The following is a 12396-nucleotide window of genomic DNA, read 5'->3' on the forward strand; positions in this document are numbered from 1 at the left end:
ACTTCGATGCGGCAGCAAAATCAGTCGCGGTTAGGCTGCGGCGTCAAGCGCAGATAAGGACGAATCGCCTTGTAACCCTTGGGAAATTTTTGCTTGAGTACAGCCTCATCCTGCAGCGAAGGAACGATCACGACATCTTCGCCATCCTTCCAATTTCCCGGCGTGGCGACCGAATAATTATCGGTCAGCTGCAAGGAATCGATGACGCGCAGGATTTCGTCGAAATTGCGGCCGGTGCTGGCAGGATAAGTGATGATCAGCCGCACTTTCTTGGCCGGATCGATCACGAACAGCGAGCGCACGGTTGCTGTTGCGCTGGCATTCGGATGGATCAGATCATACAGCTCGGACACTTTGCGATCGGCATCCGCGATGATGGGGAAACCAACCACGGTATTCTGCGTTTCATTGATATCCTTGATCCACTCCTGATGCCTGTCAGCCGGATCCACAGACAGCGCAATCACTTTGACGCCGCGTTGTTCAAACTGCGATTTCAATTTGGAAGTCAAACCAAGTTCGGTGGTGCAGACCGGCGTGAAGTCTGCCGGATGCGAAAACAGCACCACCCAGGAAGCGCCGGCCCAATCATGAAAATTGATCTTGCCGAGCGAAGAGTCCTGCTCAAAATCGGGGGCGACATCGCCAAGGCGTAAAGTCATTTCAGTCTCCTTTAAATTGCACAGGGTTTGCAAAATAGATAGAGCTGAAACTATAGCGTTGCCGCGGCCATAGCCTAAAGAATTTTATCGACTATCGACATAAGCTGCAGTTAGAAGCAAGATCAGGCGGCTGGTTTAGCGATTATTTTTGCATCCAGAACCGATAACGACTGCAGGAATTTATCGGCGTTCTGATAACCGATGACGCGGCCATGCGGCACTTCCTGCCCCTGTCCGTCAAACAATATGATGCCAGGCGGGCCGAATAAATTGAAGCGCTTGAGCATCGCCTTGTCGTCCGCATTGTTGCCGGTGACATCGATTTGCAGCAATATCATTTCACCAAAGCGTGCCTGGATACGCGGGTCGGTAAAAGTGAGCTTTTCCATTTCCTTGCAGGACACGCACCAGTCGGCATAAAAATCCAGCAATGCCGGTTTGCCGTTGGTTTGGGCCAATGCCGCGTCCAGTTCCGCCACTGATTTAACCTTGATGAATTGAGTGCGAATGCTTTCCTGCGCTCCCCCCAGGTGCGCCAGCGGCGCCAGCACATCGCGCCCGCCAGTGATACCGCCGACCAGCTGCACCGCACCGCACACCATGAATACCACGCCGAATGCCCTGGCGAACCAGGCGGACGATTTTCCCCACAGCAGAAATGCGCCATAGCCGATGCCCAAGGCGGCCCAGCCTAGCATCTGTGCCAATGCCGGGATAACCGGCGCCACCATCCACAACGCCACCGCCAGCATCAGCACGCCAAAGAAGCGCTTGACCGATTCCATCCAGACGCCGGCGCGCGGCAACAGGGAGCCGGCAGAAATACCGACCAATATCAACGGCACGCTCATGCCGACTGCCATTGCGAACAACGCGCTGCCGCCAATCACCACGTCACGCGTCTGGCTGATATACACCAGCGCCCCCGCCAACGGCGCCGCCACGCAAGGCCCGACGATCAATGCCGAAATCGCACCCATGACAAACACGCCGACCAGCTTGCCGGCCGATTGCTGACCGGAAGCCTGCGTCAATTTGGTTTGAAATGCCGCTGGCAACTGCAATTCATAGAAGCCGAACATGGACAACGACATCAGCACCATCAACAAGGCAAACGCCGACAACACCCAGGGATTCTGCAGGGTGGCAGCCAGCCCTTCGCCCGCCAGCCCGGCGGCTACGCCAAGCGCGGTGTAGACCAATGCCATCCCCAACGCATAGGTCACGGAGAGCAGGAAACCTCGACGGCGGCTAGTCTTGGCGCCCTCGCCGACAATAATCGACGACAGGATAGGTACCATCGGCAAAACACAGGGAGTAAAGGCGAGGCCCAGGCCGAGCAGCAGGAACAGCGGCATGATCACCAGCAGTTTGCCGCCCTTCAGCGACGATTCGATACGGCCGCTTTCTGTATCTGCCGGGGTGGATAAAATCGCGTTTCCTGACACCTGAGGAGTAACCGCAGCTGCGTTAATGGCAGCCGCAGACCTGGCTCGCGGCGTATCAACGGCAGCAGCGCCGCCTTTGGCAATACCCATCGCGCTCAACAAGCCTCCAGACGTGCTGCCAGCGACCGTAGAGAGGCTGATACGCGAATCCATAGGCGGGTAGCACAAGCCCTTGTCGGCGCAACCCTGACCGGTGGAAATCAGCGTGAAACTGCCGTTCGCTTCGACCGGCAGGCGGATGATGACACTGTGATGATAGGTCTCGACATTCTTGTTGAAGGTCTGGTCGAACTTGACGGTGCCGGCCGGAATCTGCGCTTCGCCCAGCGTCGCGCCTTCGGCCTTGAAGTGGAACCGCTCGCGATACATGTAATAACCATCGGCGATCGCATAGGTCACTTCAGCAGTCTTGGCATCGGCCATGCGTGCCGAAAACTTGAACGCCACTTCCGGCGCCAGGTAATCGTCGTCGTCGGCATGCGCCAGGCAAAACACAAACAGCATGGCAAACAACACAGACAATTGCTTGAGAGACTTAAACATTCACGTCCTTTTGGGTTTCTGCAGTAATCCAGTCAAGATAGGCCGGCAAACCGGCCGCAATCGGTAAAGCAATTATTTCTGGCAATCCATACGGATGGATCGCCTTGATCGCACTTTCCAGCTCCGCGTAGCGGCTGGCGACAGTCTTGATCAGCAAGGTCACCTCGCTGGCCTGCTCCACCACGCCTTGCCAGCGATACACCGACTGTACCGCCGGCAGGATATTGACACAGGCGGCCAGTTTGCGTTCCACCAGTTGCCGCGCCAAAGCCTGCGCGCTGAGCGCGTCAGGCAAGTTGGTGAATATAAGCAAGGCGTCTGACATAGTCGATTCCCGAGAACGATCCTTACAGCAGGCGCCTCCAAGTGACGGCCAGAAGGCCAGGGAATAGCGCCCGGAACGCAAAAAAGCCAGGCTAGGCCTGGCTTTTGATTGTAACGCAGCTTGGCTGGTTAAGCTTAGTCCGCTGTCGGCACTTCAGCAGCGTCGCTGATTTCCGGACGGTCCATCAGCTCGATGTAAGCCATAGGAGCGTTATCGCCAACGCGGAAACCCATTTTCAAGATGCGCAGGTAGCCGCCGTTGCGGTTTGCATAACGTGGACCCAGTTCAGCGAACAGCTTCAAGACCATTTCGCGGTCGCGCAGACGGGCGAATGCCAGGCGCTTGTTTGCCAATGTGTCGGTCTTGCCCAATGTCAGGATAGGTTCGATCACGCGACGCAGCTCTTTTGCCTTTGGCAATGTGGTCTTGATTGCTTCGTGACGCAGCAGCGAAACAGTCATGTTGCGCAACATGGCGAGGCGGTGGGAAGAAGTACGATTTAACTTACGAAGACCGTGACGATGACGCATGGTAATTCCTTTCAGTTTTTGAGTTTACATCCAGCTCTTCGATCGACTTTGGCGTGTCGCCTGGGTCGCGGGCCGGTTGAAATTAGGTACAACAATAAATACAACAAAGGTAGAGCGGCAAAACAAGCTCAGGGGCGAGATTCTATCTCACCCCTGGCCTAACAACAAATATTACTTTTCCAGACCTGCAGGCGGCCAGTTTTCCAGCTTCATACCCAGGGTCAAACCACGCGACGCCAGAACTTCCTTGATTTCATTCAAGGACTTGCGGCCCAGGTTTGGCGTCTTCAGCAGTTCATTTTCGCTACGTTGGATCAGATCGCCAATGTAGTAAATGTTTTCTGCTTTGAGGCAGTTGGCCGAACGTACTGTCAGCTCCAGGTCGTCGACCGGACGCAACAGGATAGGATCGACTTGCGGTGCGCGCGATGGGGCTTCAGCAGCAGCTTCGGTGCCTTCCAGTGCAGCGAACACGTTCAGTTGATCAACCAGCACGCGTGCCGATTGGCGAATCGCTTCTTCCGGAGTGATCACGCCATTGGTTTCAATGTTGATGACCAGCTTGTCCAGGTCGGTACGTTGTTCCACACGCGCCGATTCAACAGCGTAGGAAACACGGCGTACAGGCGAGAACGATGCATCCAAAATGATGCGGCCGATAGTCTTGTTGGCATCTTCCGTCAAACGACGGACGTTGCCCGGCACGTAGCCACGGCCCTTTTCAACCTTGATCTGCATGTCGAGTGCGCCACCGGCGGTCAGGTGGGCAATCACGTGTTCCGGATTCACCAGTTCGACGTCATGCGGCAGATCGATGTCGGAAGCCAGCACTGCGCCTTCACCATCTTTTTTCAAAGTCAGCGTGACTTCGTCACGGTTATGCAATTTGAATACGACGCCCTTCAGGTTCAGAAGAATATCGACTACGTCTTCTTGCACGCCGTCGAGCGACGAGTATTCGTGCACCACACCGGCGATCGTCACTTCAGTCGGCGCGTAGCCAACCATCGACGACAGCAGCACGCGACGCAGCGCATTGCCAAGGGTGTGGCCGTAGCCACGTTCAAACGGTTCCATCACGACTTTAGCGTGGCCGGAACCCAGTGCTTCTACTTCGATAATACGTGGCTTCAACAAGCTGTTTTGCATGAAATGTCCTTTTCAATACCCTCGGCTCGTTACACCGATAAGGCTGATGGCATTAAGGGTGGCGCAGATAATCGTGAAGATTGCCGGCGCCACCCTGATGAAAAAGCCCCGCCTGCGGAAAAAATAACTGCGGGCAGGGCCGGAAAAACTAAAATTAACGCGAGTACAGTTCGACGATCAGCGATTCGTTGACATCGTTAGCGATTTCGTTGCGGTCTGGCAGGGACTTGAAAGTGCCTTCCATTTTCTTCGCATCAACCGAAACCCACGATGGCATGCCGCCTTGTTCTGCCAACGACAGAGCTTCAACGATACGTACTTGCTTCTTGGCTTTTTCACGAACGGCAACAACGTCGCCTGGCTTCACTTGGTAAGACGCGATGTTGACTACGTTGCCGTTGACGGTGAACGCCTTGTGCGAGACCAATTGACGGCCTTCAGCACGGGTCGAACCGAAACCCATACGGTAAACAACGTTGTCCAGACGCGCTTCCAGCAAACGCAACAGCGTTTCACCGGTGTTGCCCTTGCGACGGTCGGCTTCAGCGAAATAACGACGGAACTGACGTTCCAGAATGCCGTACATACGCTTGACCTTTTGCTTTTCGCGCAATTGGTTACCGTAGTCGGAGGTACGTGCACCGGATGTGCGGCCGTGTTGACCTGGCTTGGAATCCAGTTTGCACTTGGAATCCAGCGAGCGGCGTGCGCTCTTCAGGAACAGGTCCGTACCTTCACGGCGGGAAAGTTTTGCTTTAGGTCCGATATAACGTGCCACGATGCTTCCTTTTAAAAATATGACGCCGAGTCGCGACTATCAACCGAAGTTGCAGTGACACGGCGCTAGTCTGATCTGCGTTCAATCAGACGGTGGGCTTAAGAACAAAACCCGCCAAGGTCATTGGCGGGCTACTTGCATACGCTATTGCCAGGCAACAGCGAAATCTGTACAGATTTAGATACGACGACGCTTTGGAGGGCGGCAACCGTTATGCGGCACTGGTGTAACGTCTTGAATCTGGGTAATCTTGATGCCCAGGTTGTTCAAAGCGCGAACCGCGGATTCGCGACCAGGACCTGGGCCCTTGATGCGCACTTCCAGATTCTTGACGCCACATTCCACAGCCACTTTACCGGCGGCTTCGGCGGCAACCTGCGCTGCAAATGGAGTCGACTTGCGGGAGCCTTTAAAGCCAGCGCCACCAGATGTCGCCCACGACAACGCGTTACCTTGACGATCGGTAATCGTGATGATGGTGTTGTTGAAAGACGCGTGGATATGCGCGATACCTTCAGCAACGTTCTTTTTAACTTTTTTACGCACACGTGCTGCTGCGGCGTTATTTGGGGACTTTGCCATAATAATTTCCTTGAATCCGACTACCTAAATGAAACAATCAGTTGCCACGGTGAAATGGCAGCCTAATTATTTCTTCAGCGATTGAGCGGCTTTGCGCGGGCCCTTGCGGGTACGTGCATTGGTGCGAGTACGTTGACCACGGCAAGGCAAGCCTTTGCGATGACGCATACCACGATAGCAACCCAGATCCATCAAACGCTTGATGTTCATCGACAGTTCACGACGCAGGTCACCTTCGACGACGAATTTTGCAATTTCGTCGCGCAGCTTTTCCAGCTCGTTATCGTCGAGATCTTTGATCTTCTTCGTAGTCAAAATACCCGTTGCGTCGCAAATTTCTTGTGCGCGTGGGCGGCCAACACCGTAGATGGCTGTCAAGCCGATGACGGTGTGCTGATGATTGGGGATGTTGACCCCTGCAATACGTGCCATTCGTTATTCCTCGATCAATAACGTTAATTAACCTTGGCGCTGTTTATGGCGCGGTTCTGTACAAATGACGCGAACAACGCCTTTGCGCTTAATGATCTTACAGTTGCGGCAGATCCGCTTGACTGATGCGAGCACTTTCATTTTCGTCTTCTTTCTATACTAAAAGTTACTTGGTACGGAACACAATCCGTGCCCGGCTTAAATCATAAGGTGTCAATTCTACCGTCACCTTATCTCCTGGCAGAATGCGAATATAGTTCATGCGCATCTTGCCAGAAATATGACCGAGGACGATATGTCCGTTTTCCAACTTGACTCTAAATGTTGCATTGGGGAGATTCTCAAGAATCTCGCCTTGCATCTGGATAACGTCGTCTTTTGCCATTCGGTCTACTGGTTCCTTTGGTCGTTCATTTCTACACTTAGCGTGTCGAAACGCCGCCCTTGAAATTAGCCTTGCGCAGCAGCGAATCATATTGCTGCGACATCACGTAATTCTGTACTTGCGCCATGAAATCCATGGTGACCACTACGATAATCAACAGCGATGTACCACCAAAATAAAACGGCACCTTCCAGCGAGCGATCAAGAATTCCGGAACCAGGCACACAACCGTAATATAGACCGCGCCAACCAGAGTCAAACGCATCAAAATCTTGTCGATATAACGTGCCGTCTGCTCACCCGGACGAATTCCTGGTACAAACGCCCCGCTTTTCTTCAGGTTGTCAGCTGTTTCCTTGCTGTTGAACACCAACGCGGTGTAGAAAAAGCAGAAAAACACAATCGCAATCGCATACAGCAAAGCATGAATCGGTTCGCCTGGCGCCAACGAAGCCGCCATGTCCTTCAGGAAGTTGACTACCGGATTGGTTGAATCACCGGAAGTAAACCAACTCGTGATTGTCGCAGGAAACAGGATGATCGAGGAAGCGAAAATTGGTGGAATTACACCAGCCATGTTCAGCTTCAACGGCAAATGACTGCTTTGACCGCCATAAATCTTGTTGCCCACTTGACGCTTGGCATAATTCACCAGAATCTTGCGTTGACCGCGTTCGATAAATACCACCAGGAATGTCACGCCGGCTGCAATCAAACAAATCAGAATCGCCGACAAGGCACTCATGGAACCGGTGCTTACCTGACCGAACAAACCGCCGATCGCATTTGGCAAACCAGCTGCAATACCCGCAAAAATGATGATCGAGATACCATTACCAAGACCACGCTCGGTAATCTGTTCGCCCAACCACATCAAAAACATCGTTCCTGTCACCAGCGTCACAACTGTTGTGAAGCGGAAGGCCAAGCCGGCATCCAACACCAGGCCAGGTTGTGATTCCAGCGCTACCGCGATCCCCAGAGCCTGAAAGGTCGCTAGCAACAGCGTACCGTAACGGGTGTATTGAGTAATCTTGCGGCGACCGGATTCGCCCTCTTTCTTCAACGCTTCCAGCTGAGGCGACACAATCGACATCAATTGCATCACGATCGATGCCGAGATATACGGCATGATCCCCAGCGCGAACACGGTGAACCGCGACAACGCACCACCAGAGAACATGTTGAACATGCCCAAAATACCGCCCTGGTGCTGCTTAAACAATTGCGCCAACTGCGACGGGTCAATTCCCGGTACGGGAATATGTGCACCGATACGATATACAACCAATGCAGCAAGCAAGAACCACAGACGGCCCCATGGGAAGCCGCTCGCAGCACTCTTTGCAAGTTGGGGAGAAGTCGCCACTTATTGCTCCATTGCTACGAGTTAGAACGACAAATCAAGCAACCGATCCGCCGGCAGCTTCAATCGCAGCTTTTGCACCTTTAGTAGCGATCAAACCTTTGAGCGTAACCTTTTTAGTGACTTCGCCCGACAGGATGACGCGTACTACACGTGCCAGCTCGCCGATCACGCCAGCTTGCTTCAACACCAGGATATCCACTTCAGTTACAGGCAGGTTTTCCAGGTCCGACAAGCGAACTTCAGCTTTGTACGGGGTTGCCATCGACTTGAAGCCGCGTTTTGGCAAACGACGTTGCAAAGGCATTTGACCGCCTTCAAAGCCGACTTTGTGGAAACCGCCCGAACGCGATTTTTGACCCTTGTGACCGCGGCCGGCTGTCTTACCCAGGCCCGAGCCGATACCACGACCAACGCGACGCTTGTAATGCTTGGCGCCATCTGCAGGTTGAATAGTATTCAATTCCATAATTTGCTCCGTTCGCAAGCGTAAGCTTACGACACCACTTTCACAAGATAGGACACTTTATTGATCATGCCGCGCACAGCTGGTGTGTCTTGCAATTCGGAAACCGAATTAACGCGACGCAGGCCCAGACCGCGAACTGTCGCACGATGAGTTTCGCGCGTGCCGATCAAACCCTTGATCAATTGTACTTTTACAGTTTTTGTCATTTTGATCACCTTAGCCCAGAATTTCTTCAACGGACTTGCCGCGCTTGGCAGCGATTTCCGATGGAGTGTTCATTTTTGACAAGCCGTTCAAAGTAGCACGAACCATGTTGTACGGATTGGTGGAACCTGTGGACTTGGCCACAACGTTCGTCACACCCAGCACTTCAAAAATTGCGCGCATTGGACCGCCGGCAATAACACCAGTACCGTCTTTAGCTGGCAGCATCAAAACCGATGACGCGCCGTGCTTGCCGGAAATAGCGTGTTGCAGAGTACCGTTCTTGAGCGTTACCTTGATCATCTTGCGACGGGCTTCTTCCATAGCCTTCTGCACAGCAACTGGCACTTCCTTGGATTTGCCCTTGCCCATGCCGATACGGCCATCGCCATCACCAACAACAGCCAATGCTGCGAAACCCATGATACGACCACCCTTGACCACTTTGGTCACACGGTTGACCGCGATCATTTTTTCGCGCATGCCATCATCCGGCTTATCGCTTTGCATTTTCGATTGCATTTTTGCCATGACGATTCTTCCTTAGAACTTCAGACCGGCTTCGCGGGCGGCATCTGCCAGCACCTTGACGCGGCCGTGGTAACGGAAACCGGAGCGATCAAACGCAACTTCGGTAACTCCAGCTTTCAGTGCCTTCTCGGCAACGCGCTTGCCAACCAGAACTGCAGCTGCTGTATTGCCGCCTGCACCGGACTTGCCGGCCAGTTCTGCACGTACTTCAGCTTCCAGTGTGGAGGCCGAAGCCAACACTTTAGCGTCAGGGCCGATGATGCTGGCGTAAATGTGCAAGTTGGTACGATGCACTGCCAGGCGGTTCACCTTTAACTCTGCGATCTTGGCACGCGTTTGGCGTGAACGGCGCAGACGTGATTGTTTCTTATCCATCGTCAACCCCTATTACTTCTTCTTGGTTTCTTTAAGGATTACCACTTCGTCCGAGTAACGAACGCCCTTGCCCTTATAAGGCTCAGGTTCGCGGTAAGCACGAACTTCTGCAGCAACCTGACCAACACGTTGCTTGTCGATACCCTTGATCAGGATCTCGGTTTGCGTCGGGGTTGCCACGGTCACGCCTTGCGGCATTTGGTGAACCACCGGATGCGAGAAACCGAGCGACAGATTCAACTTGTCACCTTGTGCTTGCGCACGAAAACCAACGCCTACCAGGTTCAGCTTCTTTTCGAAGCCCTTGGTAACGCCATTGACCATGTTGTTGACCAGAGCACGCAGGGTGCCTGACATCGCATTGGCTTCACGGCTGTCGTCAGCGGCAGCGAAATTCAGCGTGCCGTTGTTGTTTTCGATTTTTACCAGGCCATTCAAAGCCTGGGAAAGCGAGCCCAGCGGGCCCTTAACTGTGATCTGCGCTGCTGTAATGGTCGCTTCCGCGCCAGTTGGCAGTGCAATCGGCATTTTACCTACACGAGACATGTTGCACTCCTTAGGCGACGTAGCAAATAACTTCGCCACCGACACCGGTTGCGCGCGCTTTGCGGTCCGTCATGACACCAGCAGGTGTCGAAATAATTGCCACACCTAAGCCGTTCATCACGTTAGGGATGTCATCTTTGCCCTTATAGATACGCAGCCCTGGACGGGACACGCGATCAAGACGTTCGATAACAGGACGGCCGGCGTAATACTTCAAACCGATTTTGAGTTCCGCTTTGCCGCCTTCTTCTGCGACAGCGAAATCTTCAATGTAACCCTCGTCCTTGAGGACGTTGGCAATCGCAATCTTGACCTTCGACGATGGCATTGCCACGGTTGTCTTGTGAACTACTTGCGCATTGCGGATACGGGTCAGCATATCGGCGATAGGATCGCTCATACTCATTGCATATTCTCCTATTACCAGCTTGCTTTAGTCATACCCGGAATTTCGCCACGCATGGCGATTTCACGGAGCTTAATACGGCCCAGACCGAACTTGCGGAAAGTGCCACGTGGACGACCAGTCAGGGAGCAACGATTACGTTGACGGGTCGGAGCCGAGTTACGTGGCAGCGCTTGCAATTTCAAGCGAGCTTCGTAGCGCTCTTCTTCCGACTTCGATTGGTCATCAATGATTGCCTTTAACTCGGCACGCTTGCCGGCGTATTTCTTTACCAGGTCAGCGCGCTTTTGTTCACGGTTAATCAGTGCCAGTTTTGCCATGGCAACCTCAGTTTCTGAACGGAAATTTAAATGCGGCGAGAAGCGATTTTGCTTCGTCGTCGGTCTTTGCAGTCGTCGTGATACTGATATTCATACCACGCAACACATCAATCTTGTCGTACTCAATTTCGGGGAAAATGATCTGCTCTTTCACGCCGATATTGTAGTTACCACGACCGTCAAATGCACGACCGGAGACGCCACGGAAGTCACGCACGCGCGGCAGCGCGACAGTGATCAGGCGATCCAGAAACTCGTACATATGAGCGCCACGCAATGTAACCATGCAACCGATTGGATAGCCTTCACGGATTTTGAAACCCGCGATAGCTTTCCGTGCCTTGGTCACGACTGGCTTCTGACCTGCAATCTTGGTCAAATCACCAACAGCGTGTTCAATGATCTTTTTGTCCGCAATCGCTTCCGACAGACCCATGTTCAGGGTGATCTTCAGGATGCGCGGCACTTCCATCACGGACTTGTAAGCGTATTTCGCTGTCAAGTCAGCAACGACTTTTTCTTTATAGAATTCTTGGAGACGGGCCATGATCTCTTAAACCTTAACAACTTCGCCACTGGACTTGAAAACGCGGACTTTCTTGCCGTCCACATCTTTAAAACCAACGCGATCTGCCTTGCCAGTTGCAGCGTTGAACAACGCAACATTTGACACGTGAATTGGCATCAACTTGTCAATGATGCCACCAGTTACACCAGTCATCGGGTTTGGCTTGGTCGCTTTTTTAGCAACGTTGACACCCTCTACGATGACGTGTTCAGCATCAACGCGTTGCTTTACAACACCGCGCTTGCCCTTGTCTTTACCAGCCAGGACGATTACTTCGTCGCTTTTCCGAATCTTATCCATCTCGACTCCTTACAGCACTTCAGGCGCGAGCGACACAATCTTCATGAAGCGCTCAGTGCGCAGTTCACGAGTGACTGGTCCAAAAATACGCGGACCAATTGGCTCAAGCTTCGCGTTCAGCAGCACTGCTGCATTGCCATCGAACTTGACCAACGAACCATCTTGACGACGAACACCTTTAGCGGTCCGTACGACAACGGCGTTATAGATCTCGCCTTTTTTGACGCGACCACGTGGCGCTGCCACTTTGACGGTAACCTTGATCACATCACCAATGCTGGCATAGCGACGCTTGGAACCACCCAGAACTTTGATACACATAACTTCGCGTGCACCAGTGTTGTCGGCTACTTCGAGCCGGCTTTCCGTTTGAATCATAATATTTTCTTTCCCAACTTAACTCGCTGCCGCACGATGCGGATTTACGGTCAGTCTTGGTCCTGTCAGAGCAACTCTGCTGAGCGCACTGCTTAGGTG

At 53.1% G+C, this 12396-nt stretch carries 21 protein-coding genes; all 21 read right to left on the reverse strand.

Features of this window, described 5'->3' with window-relative positions:
* Positions 1-20 precede the first annotated feature (20 nt).
* Positions 21-662, reverse strand: coding sequence for a peroxiredoxin (locus KHU33_RS00615; protein WP_211460596.1), 642 nt, complete (start codon positions 660-662; stop codon positions 21-23).
* 122 nt (positions 663-784) lie between these two features.
* Complete coding sequence (gene dsbD, locus KHU33_RS00620) at positions 785-2653, reverse strand: protein-disulfide reductase DsbD (RefSeq protein ID WP_211460597.1); 1869 nt, start codon at positions 2651-2653, stop codon at positions 785-787.
* Positions 2646-2978, reverse strand: a complete 333-nt coding sequence (gene cutA / locus KHU33_RS00625; protein ID WP_211460598.1) for a divalent-cation tolerance protein CutA — start codon at positions 2976-2978, stop codon at positions 2646-2648. Before cutA ends, dsbD begins: the two co-directional genes overlap by 8 nt.
* 134 nt (positions 2979-3112) lie before the next feature.
* Entirely contained in the window at positions 3113-3508 is a 396-nt protein-coding gene (gene rplQ / locus KHU33_RS00630; protein ID WP_211460599.1) for a 50S ribosomal protein L17, read from the reverse strand.
* 171 nt (positions 3509-3679) lie between these two features.
* Complete coding sequence (locus KHU33_RS00635; protein WP_211460600.1) at positions 3680-4657, reverse strand: DNA-directed RNA polymerase subunit alpha; 978 nt, start codon at positions 4655-4657, stop codon at positions 3680-3682.
* A gap of 154 nt (positions 4658-4811) precedes the next feature.
* Positions 4812-5435, reverse strand: coding sequence for a 30S ribosomal protein S4 (gene rpsD / locus KHU33_RS00640; protein ID WP_092356384.1), 624 nt, complete (start codon positions 5433-5435; stop codon positions 4812-4814).
* A 177-nt stretch (positions 5436-5612) separates the two neighbouring features.
* Positions 5613-6017, reverse strand: a complete 405-nt coding sequence (gene rpsK, locus KHU33_RS00645) for a 30S ribosomal protein S11 (RefSeq protein ID WP_014004417.1) — start codon at positions 6015-6017, stop codon at positions 5613-5615.
* A 66-nt stretch (positions 6018-6083) separates the two neighbouring features.
* Complete coding sequence (gene rpsM, locus KHU33_RS00650; protein ID WP_092414068.1) at positions 6084-6449, reverse strand: 30S ribosomal protein S13; 366 nt, start codon at positions 6447-6449, stop codon at positions 6084-6086.
* Between the two features lie 27 nt (positions 6450-6476).
* A complete protein-coding gene (gene rpmJ / locus KHU33_RS00655) occupies positions 6477-6590 on the reverse strand; it encodes a 50S ribosomal protein L36 (RefSeq protein WP_014004415.1) in 114 nt (37 codons plus the stop codon).
* 25 nt (positions 6591-6615) lie between these two features.
* Positions 6616-6834 carry a translation initiation factor IF-1 gene (gene infA / locus KHU33_RS00660; protein ID WP_014004414.1) on the reverse strand — a complete coding sequence of 73 codons (219 nt, stop codon included), beginning with the start codon at positions 6832-6834 and terminating at the stop codon, positions 6616-6618.
* Between the two features lie 37 nt (positions 6835-6871).
* Positions 6872-8203 carry a preprotein translocase subunit SecY gene (gene secY / locus KHU33_RS00665; RefSeq protein ID WP_211460601.1) on the reverse strand — a complete coding sequence of 444 codons (1332 nt, stop codon included), beginning with the start codon at positions 8201-8203 and terminating at the stop codon, positions 6872-6874.
* 34 nt (positions 8204-8237) lie between these two features.
* Positions 8238-8669, reverse strand: coding sequence for a 50S ribosomal protein L15 (rplO, locus tag KHU33_RS00670; protein WP_211442979.1), 432 nt, complete (start codon positions 8667-8669; stop codon positions 8238-8240).
* Positions 8670-8695: 26 nt separating this feature from the next.
* Positions 8696-8875, reverse strand: coding sequence for a 50S ribosomal protein L30 (gene rpmD / locus KHU33_RS00675; protein WP_038494775.1), 180 nt, complete (start codon positions 8873-8875; stop codon positions 8696-8698).
* Positions 8876-8885: 10 nt separating this feature from the next.
* Complete coding sequence (rpsE, locus tag KHU33_RS00680; RefSeq protein WP_014004410.1) at positions 8886-9404, reverse strand: 30S ribosomal protein S5; 519 nt, start codon at positions 9402-9404, stop codon at positions 8886-8888.
* A 12-nt stretch (positions 9405-9416) separates the two neighbouring features.
* Positions 9417-9779: a 50S ribosomal protein L18 gene (rplR, locus tag KHU33_RS00685; RefSeq protein WP_038484675.1), complete on the reverse strand. Its 363-nt coding sequence runs from the start codon at positions 9777-9779 to the stop codon at positions 9417-9419.
* A 12-nt stretch (positions 9780-9791) separates the two neighbouring features.
* The gene (rplF, locus tag KHU33_RS00690) at positions 9792-10325 is read right to left on the reverse strand and encodes a 50S ribosomal protein L6 (protein WP_041741097.1); all 534 of its coding nucleotides are present in this window, start codon (positions 10323-10325) and stop codon (positions 9792-9794) included.
* A 10-nt stretch (positions 10326-10335) separates the two neighbouring features.
* Positions 10336-10731: a 30S ribosomal protein S8 gene (gene rpsH, locus KHU33_RS00695; protein ID WP_014004407.1), complete on the reverse strand. Its 396-nt coding sequence runs from the start codon at positions 10729-10731 to the stop codon at positions 10336-10338.
* Between the two features lie 14 nt (positions 10732-10745).
* Positions 10746-11051, reverse strand: a complete 306-nt coding sequence (rpsN, locus tag KHU33_RS00700; protein WP_014004406.1) for a 30S ribosomal protein S14 — start codon at positions 11049-11051, stop codon at positions 10746-10748.
* A gap of 7 nt (positions 11052-11058) precedes the next feature.
* A complete protein-coding gene (rplE, locus tag KHU33_RS00705) occupies positions 11059-11598 on the reverse strand; it encodes a 50S ribosomal protein L5 (protein WP_211460602.1) in 540 nt (179 codons plus the stop codon).
* A gap of 6 nt (positions 11599-11604) precedes the next feature.
* Complete coding sequence (rplX, locus tag KHU33_RS00710) at positions 11605-11919, reverse strand: 50S ribosomal protein L24 (RefSeq protein ID WP_211460603.1); 315 nt, start codon at positions 11917-11919, stop codon at positions 11605-11607.
* Between the two features lie 9 nt (positions 11920-11928).
* Positions 11929-12297: a 50S ribosomal protein L14 gene (rplN, locus tag KHU33_RS00715; RefSeq protein WP_211460604.1), complete on the reverse strand. Its 369-nt coding sequence runs from the start codon at positions 12295-12297 to the stop codon at positions 11929-11931.
* Between the last annotated feature and the right edge of the window lie 99 nt (positions 12298-12396).

Source organism: Collimonas silvisoli (genome assembly GCF_018305005.1).
In the GTDB taxonomy this organism is placed as follows: domain Bacteria; phylum Pseudomonadota; class Gammaproteobacteria; order Burkholderiales; family Burkholderiaceae_D; genus Collimonas; species Collimonas silvisoli.

What these genes read in the sequence shown, in the direction of transcription:
- rpsM (WP_092414068.1), bottom strand. Translation starts at nt 6,449, where the DNA reads ATGGCACGTATTGCAGGGGTCAACATCCCCAATCATCAGCACACCGTC.
- rplQ (WP_211460599.1), bottom strand. Translation starts at nt 3,508, where the DNA reads ATGCGTCATCGTCACGGTCTTCGTAAGTTAAATCGTACTTCTTCCCAC.
- infA (WP_014004414.1), bottom strand. Translation starts at nt 6,834, where the DNA reads ATGGCAAAAGACGACGTTATCCAGATGCAAGGCGAGATTCTTGAGAAT.
- rpsK (WP_014004417.1), bottom strand. Translation starts at nt 6,017, where the DNA reads ATGGCAAAGTCCCCAAATAACGCCGCAGCAGCACGTGTGCGTAAAAAA.
- rplX (WP_211460603.1), bottom strand. Translation starts at nt 11,919, where the DNA reads ATGGATAAGATTCGGAAAAGCGACGAAGTAATCGTCCTGGCTGGTAAA.
- KHU33_RS00635 (WP_211460600.1), bottom strand. Translation starts at nt 4,657, where the DNA reads ATGCAAAACAGCTTGTTGAAGCCACGTATTATCGAAGTAGAAGCACTG.
- dsbD (WP_211460597.1), bottom strand. Translation starts at nt 2,653, where the DNA reads ATGTTTAAGTCTCTCAAGCAATTGTCTGTGTTGTTTGCCATGCTGTTT.
- rpsE (WP_014004410.1), bottom strand. Translation starts at nt 9,404, where the DNA reads ATGGCAAAAATGCAATCGAAAATGCAAAGCGATAAGCCGGATGATGGC.
- rplO (WP_211442979.1), bottom strand. Translation starts at nt 8,669, where the DNA reads ATGGAATTGAATACTATTCAACCTGCAGATGGCGCCAAGCATTACAAG.
- rpmJ (WP_014004415.1), bottom strand. Translation starts at nt 6,590, where the DNA reads ATGAAAGTGCTCGCATCAGTCAAGCGGATCTGCCGCAACTGTAAGATC.
- rpsH (WP_014004407.1), bottom strand. Translation starts at nt 10,731, where the DNA reads ATGAGTATGAGCGATCCTATCGCCGATATGCTGACCCGTATCCGCAAT.
- rplN (WP_211460604.1), bottom strand. Translation starts at nt 12,297, where the DNA reads ATGATTCAAACGGAAAGCCGGCTCGAAGTAGCCGACAACACTGGTGCA.
- rpsN (WP_014004406.1), bottom strand. Translation starts at nt 11,051, where the DNA reads ATGGCAAAACTGGCACTGATTAACCGTGAACAAAAGCGCGCTGACCTG.
- rplF (WP_041741097.1), bottom strand. Translation starts at nt 10,325, where the DNA reads ATGTCTCGTGTAGGTAAAATGCCGATTGCACTGCCAACTGGCGCGGAA.
- rplR (WP_038484675.1), bottom strand. Translation starts at nt 9,779, where the DNA reads ATGGATAAGAAACAATCACGTCTGCGCCGTTCACGCCAAACGCGTGCC.
- cutA (WP_211460598.1), bottom strand. Translation starts at nt 2,978, where the DNA reads ATGTCAGACGCCTTGCTTATATTCACCAACTTGCCTGACGCGCTCAGC.
- rplE (WP_211460602.1), bottom strand. Translation starts at nt 11,598, where the DNA reads ATGGCCCGTCTCCAAGAATTCTATAAAGAAAAAGTCGTTGCTGACTTG.
- KHU33_RS00615 (WP_211460596.1), bottom strand. Translation starts at nt 662, where the DNA reads ATGACTTTACGCCTTGGCGATGTCGCCCCCGATTTTGAGCAGGACTCT.
- rpmD (WP_038494775.1), bottom strand. Translation starts at nt 8,875, where the DNA reads ATGACAAAAACTGTAAAAGTACAATTGATCAAGGGTTTGATCGGCACG.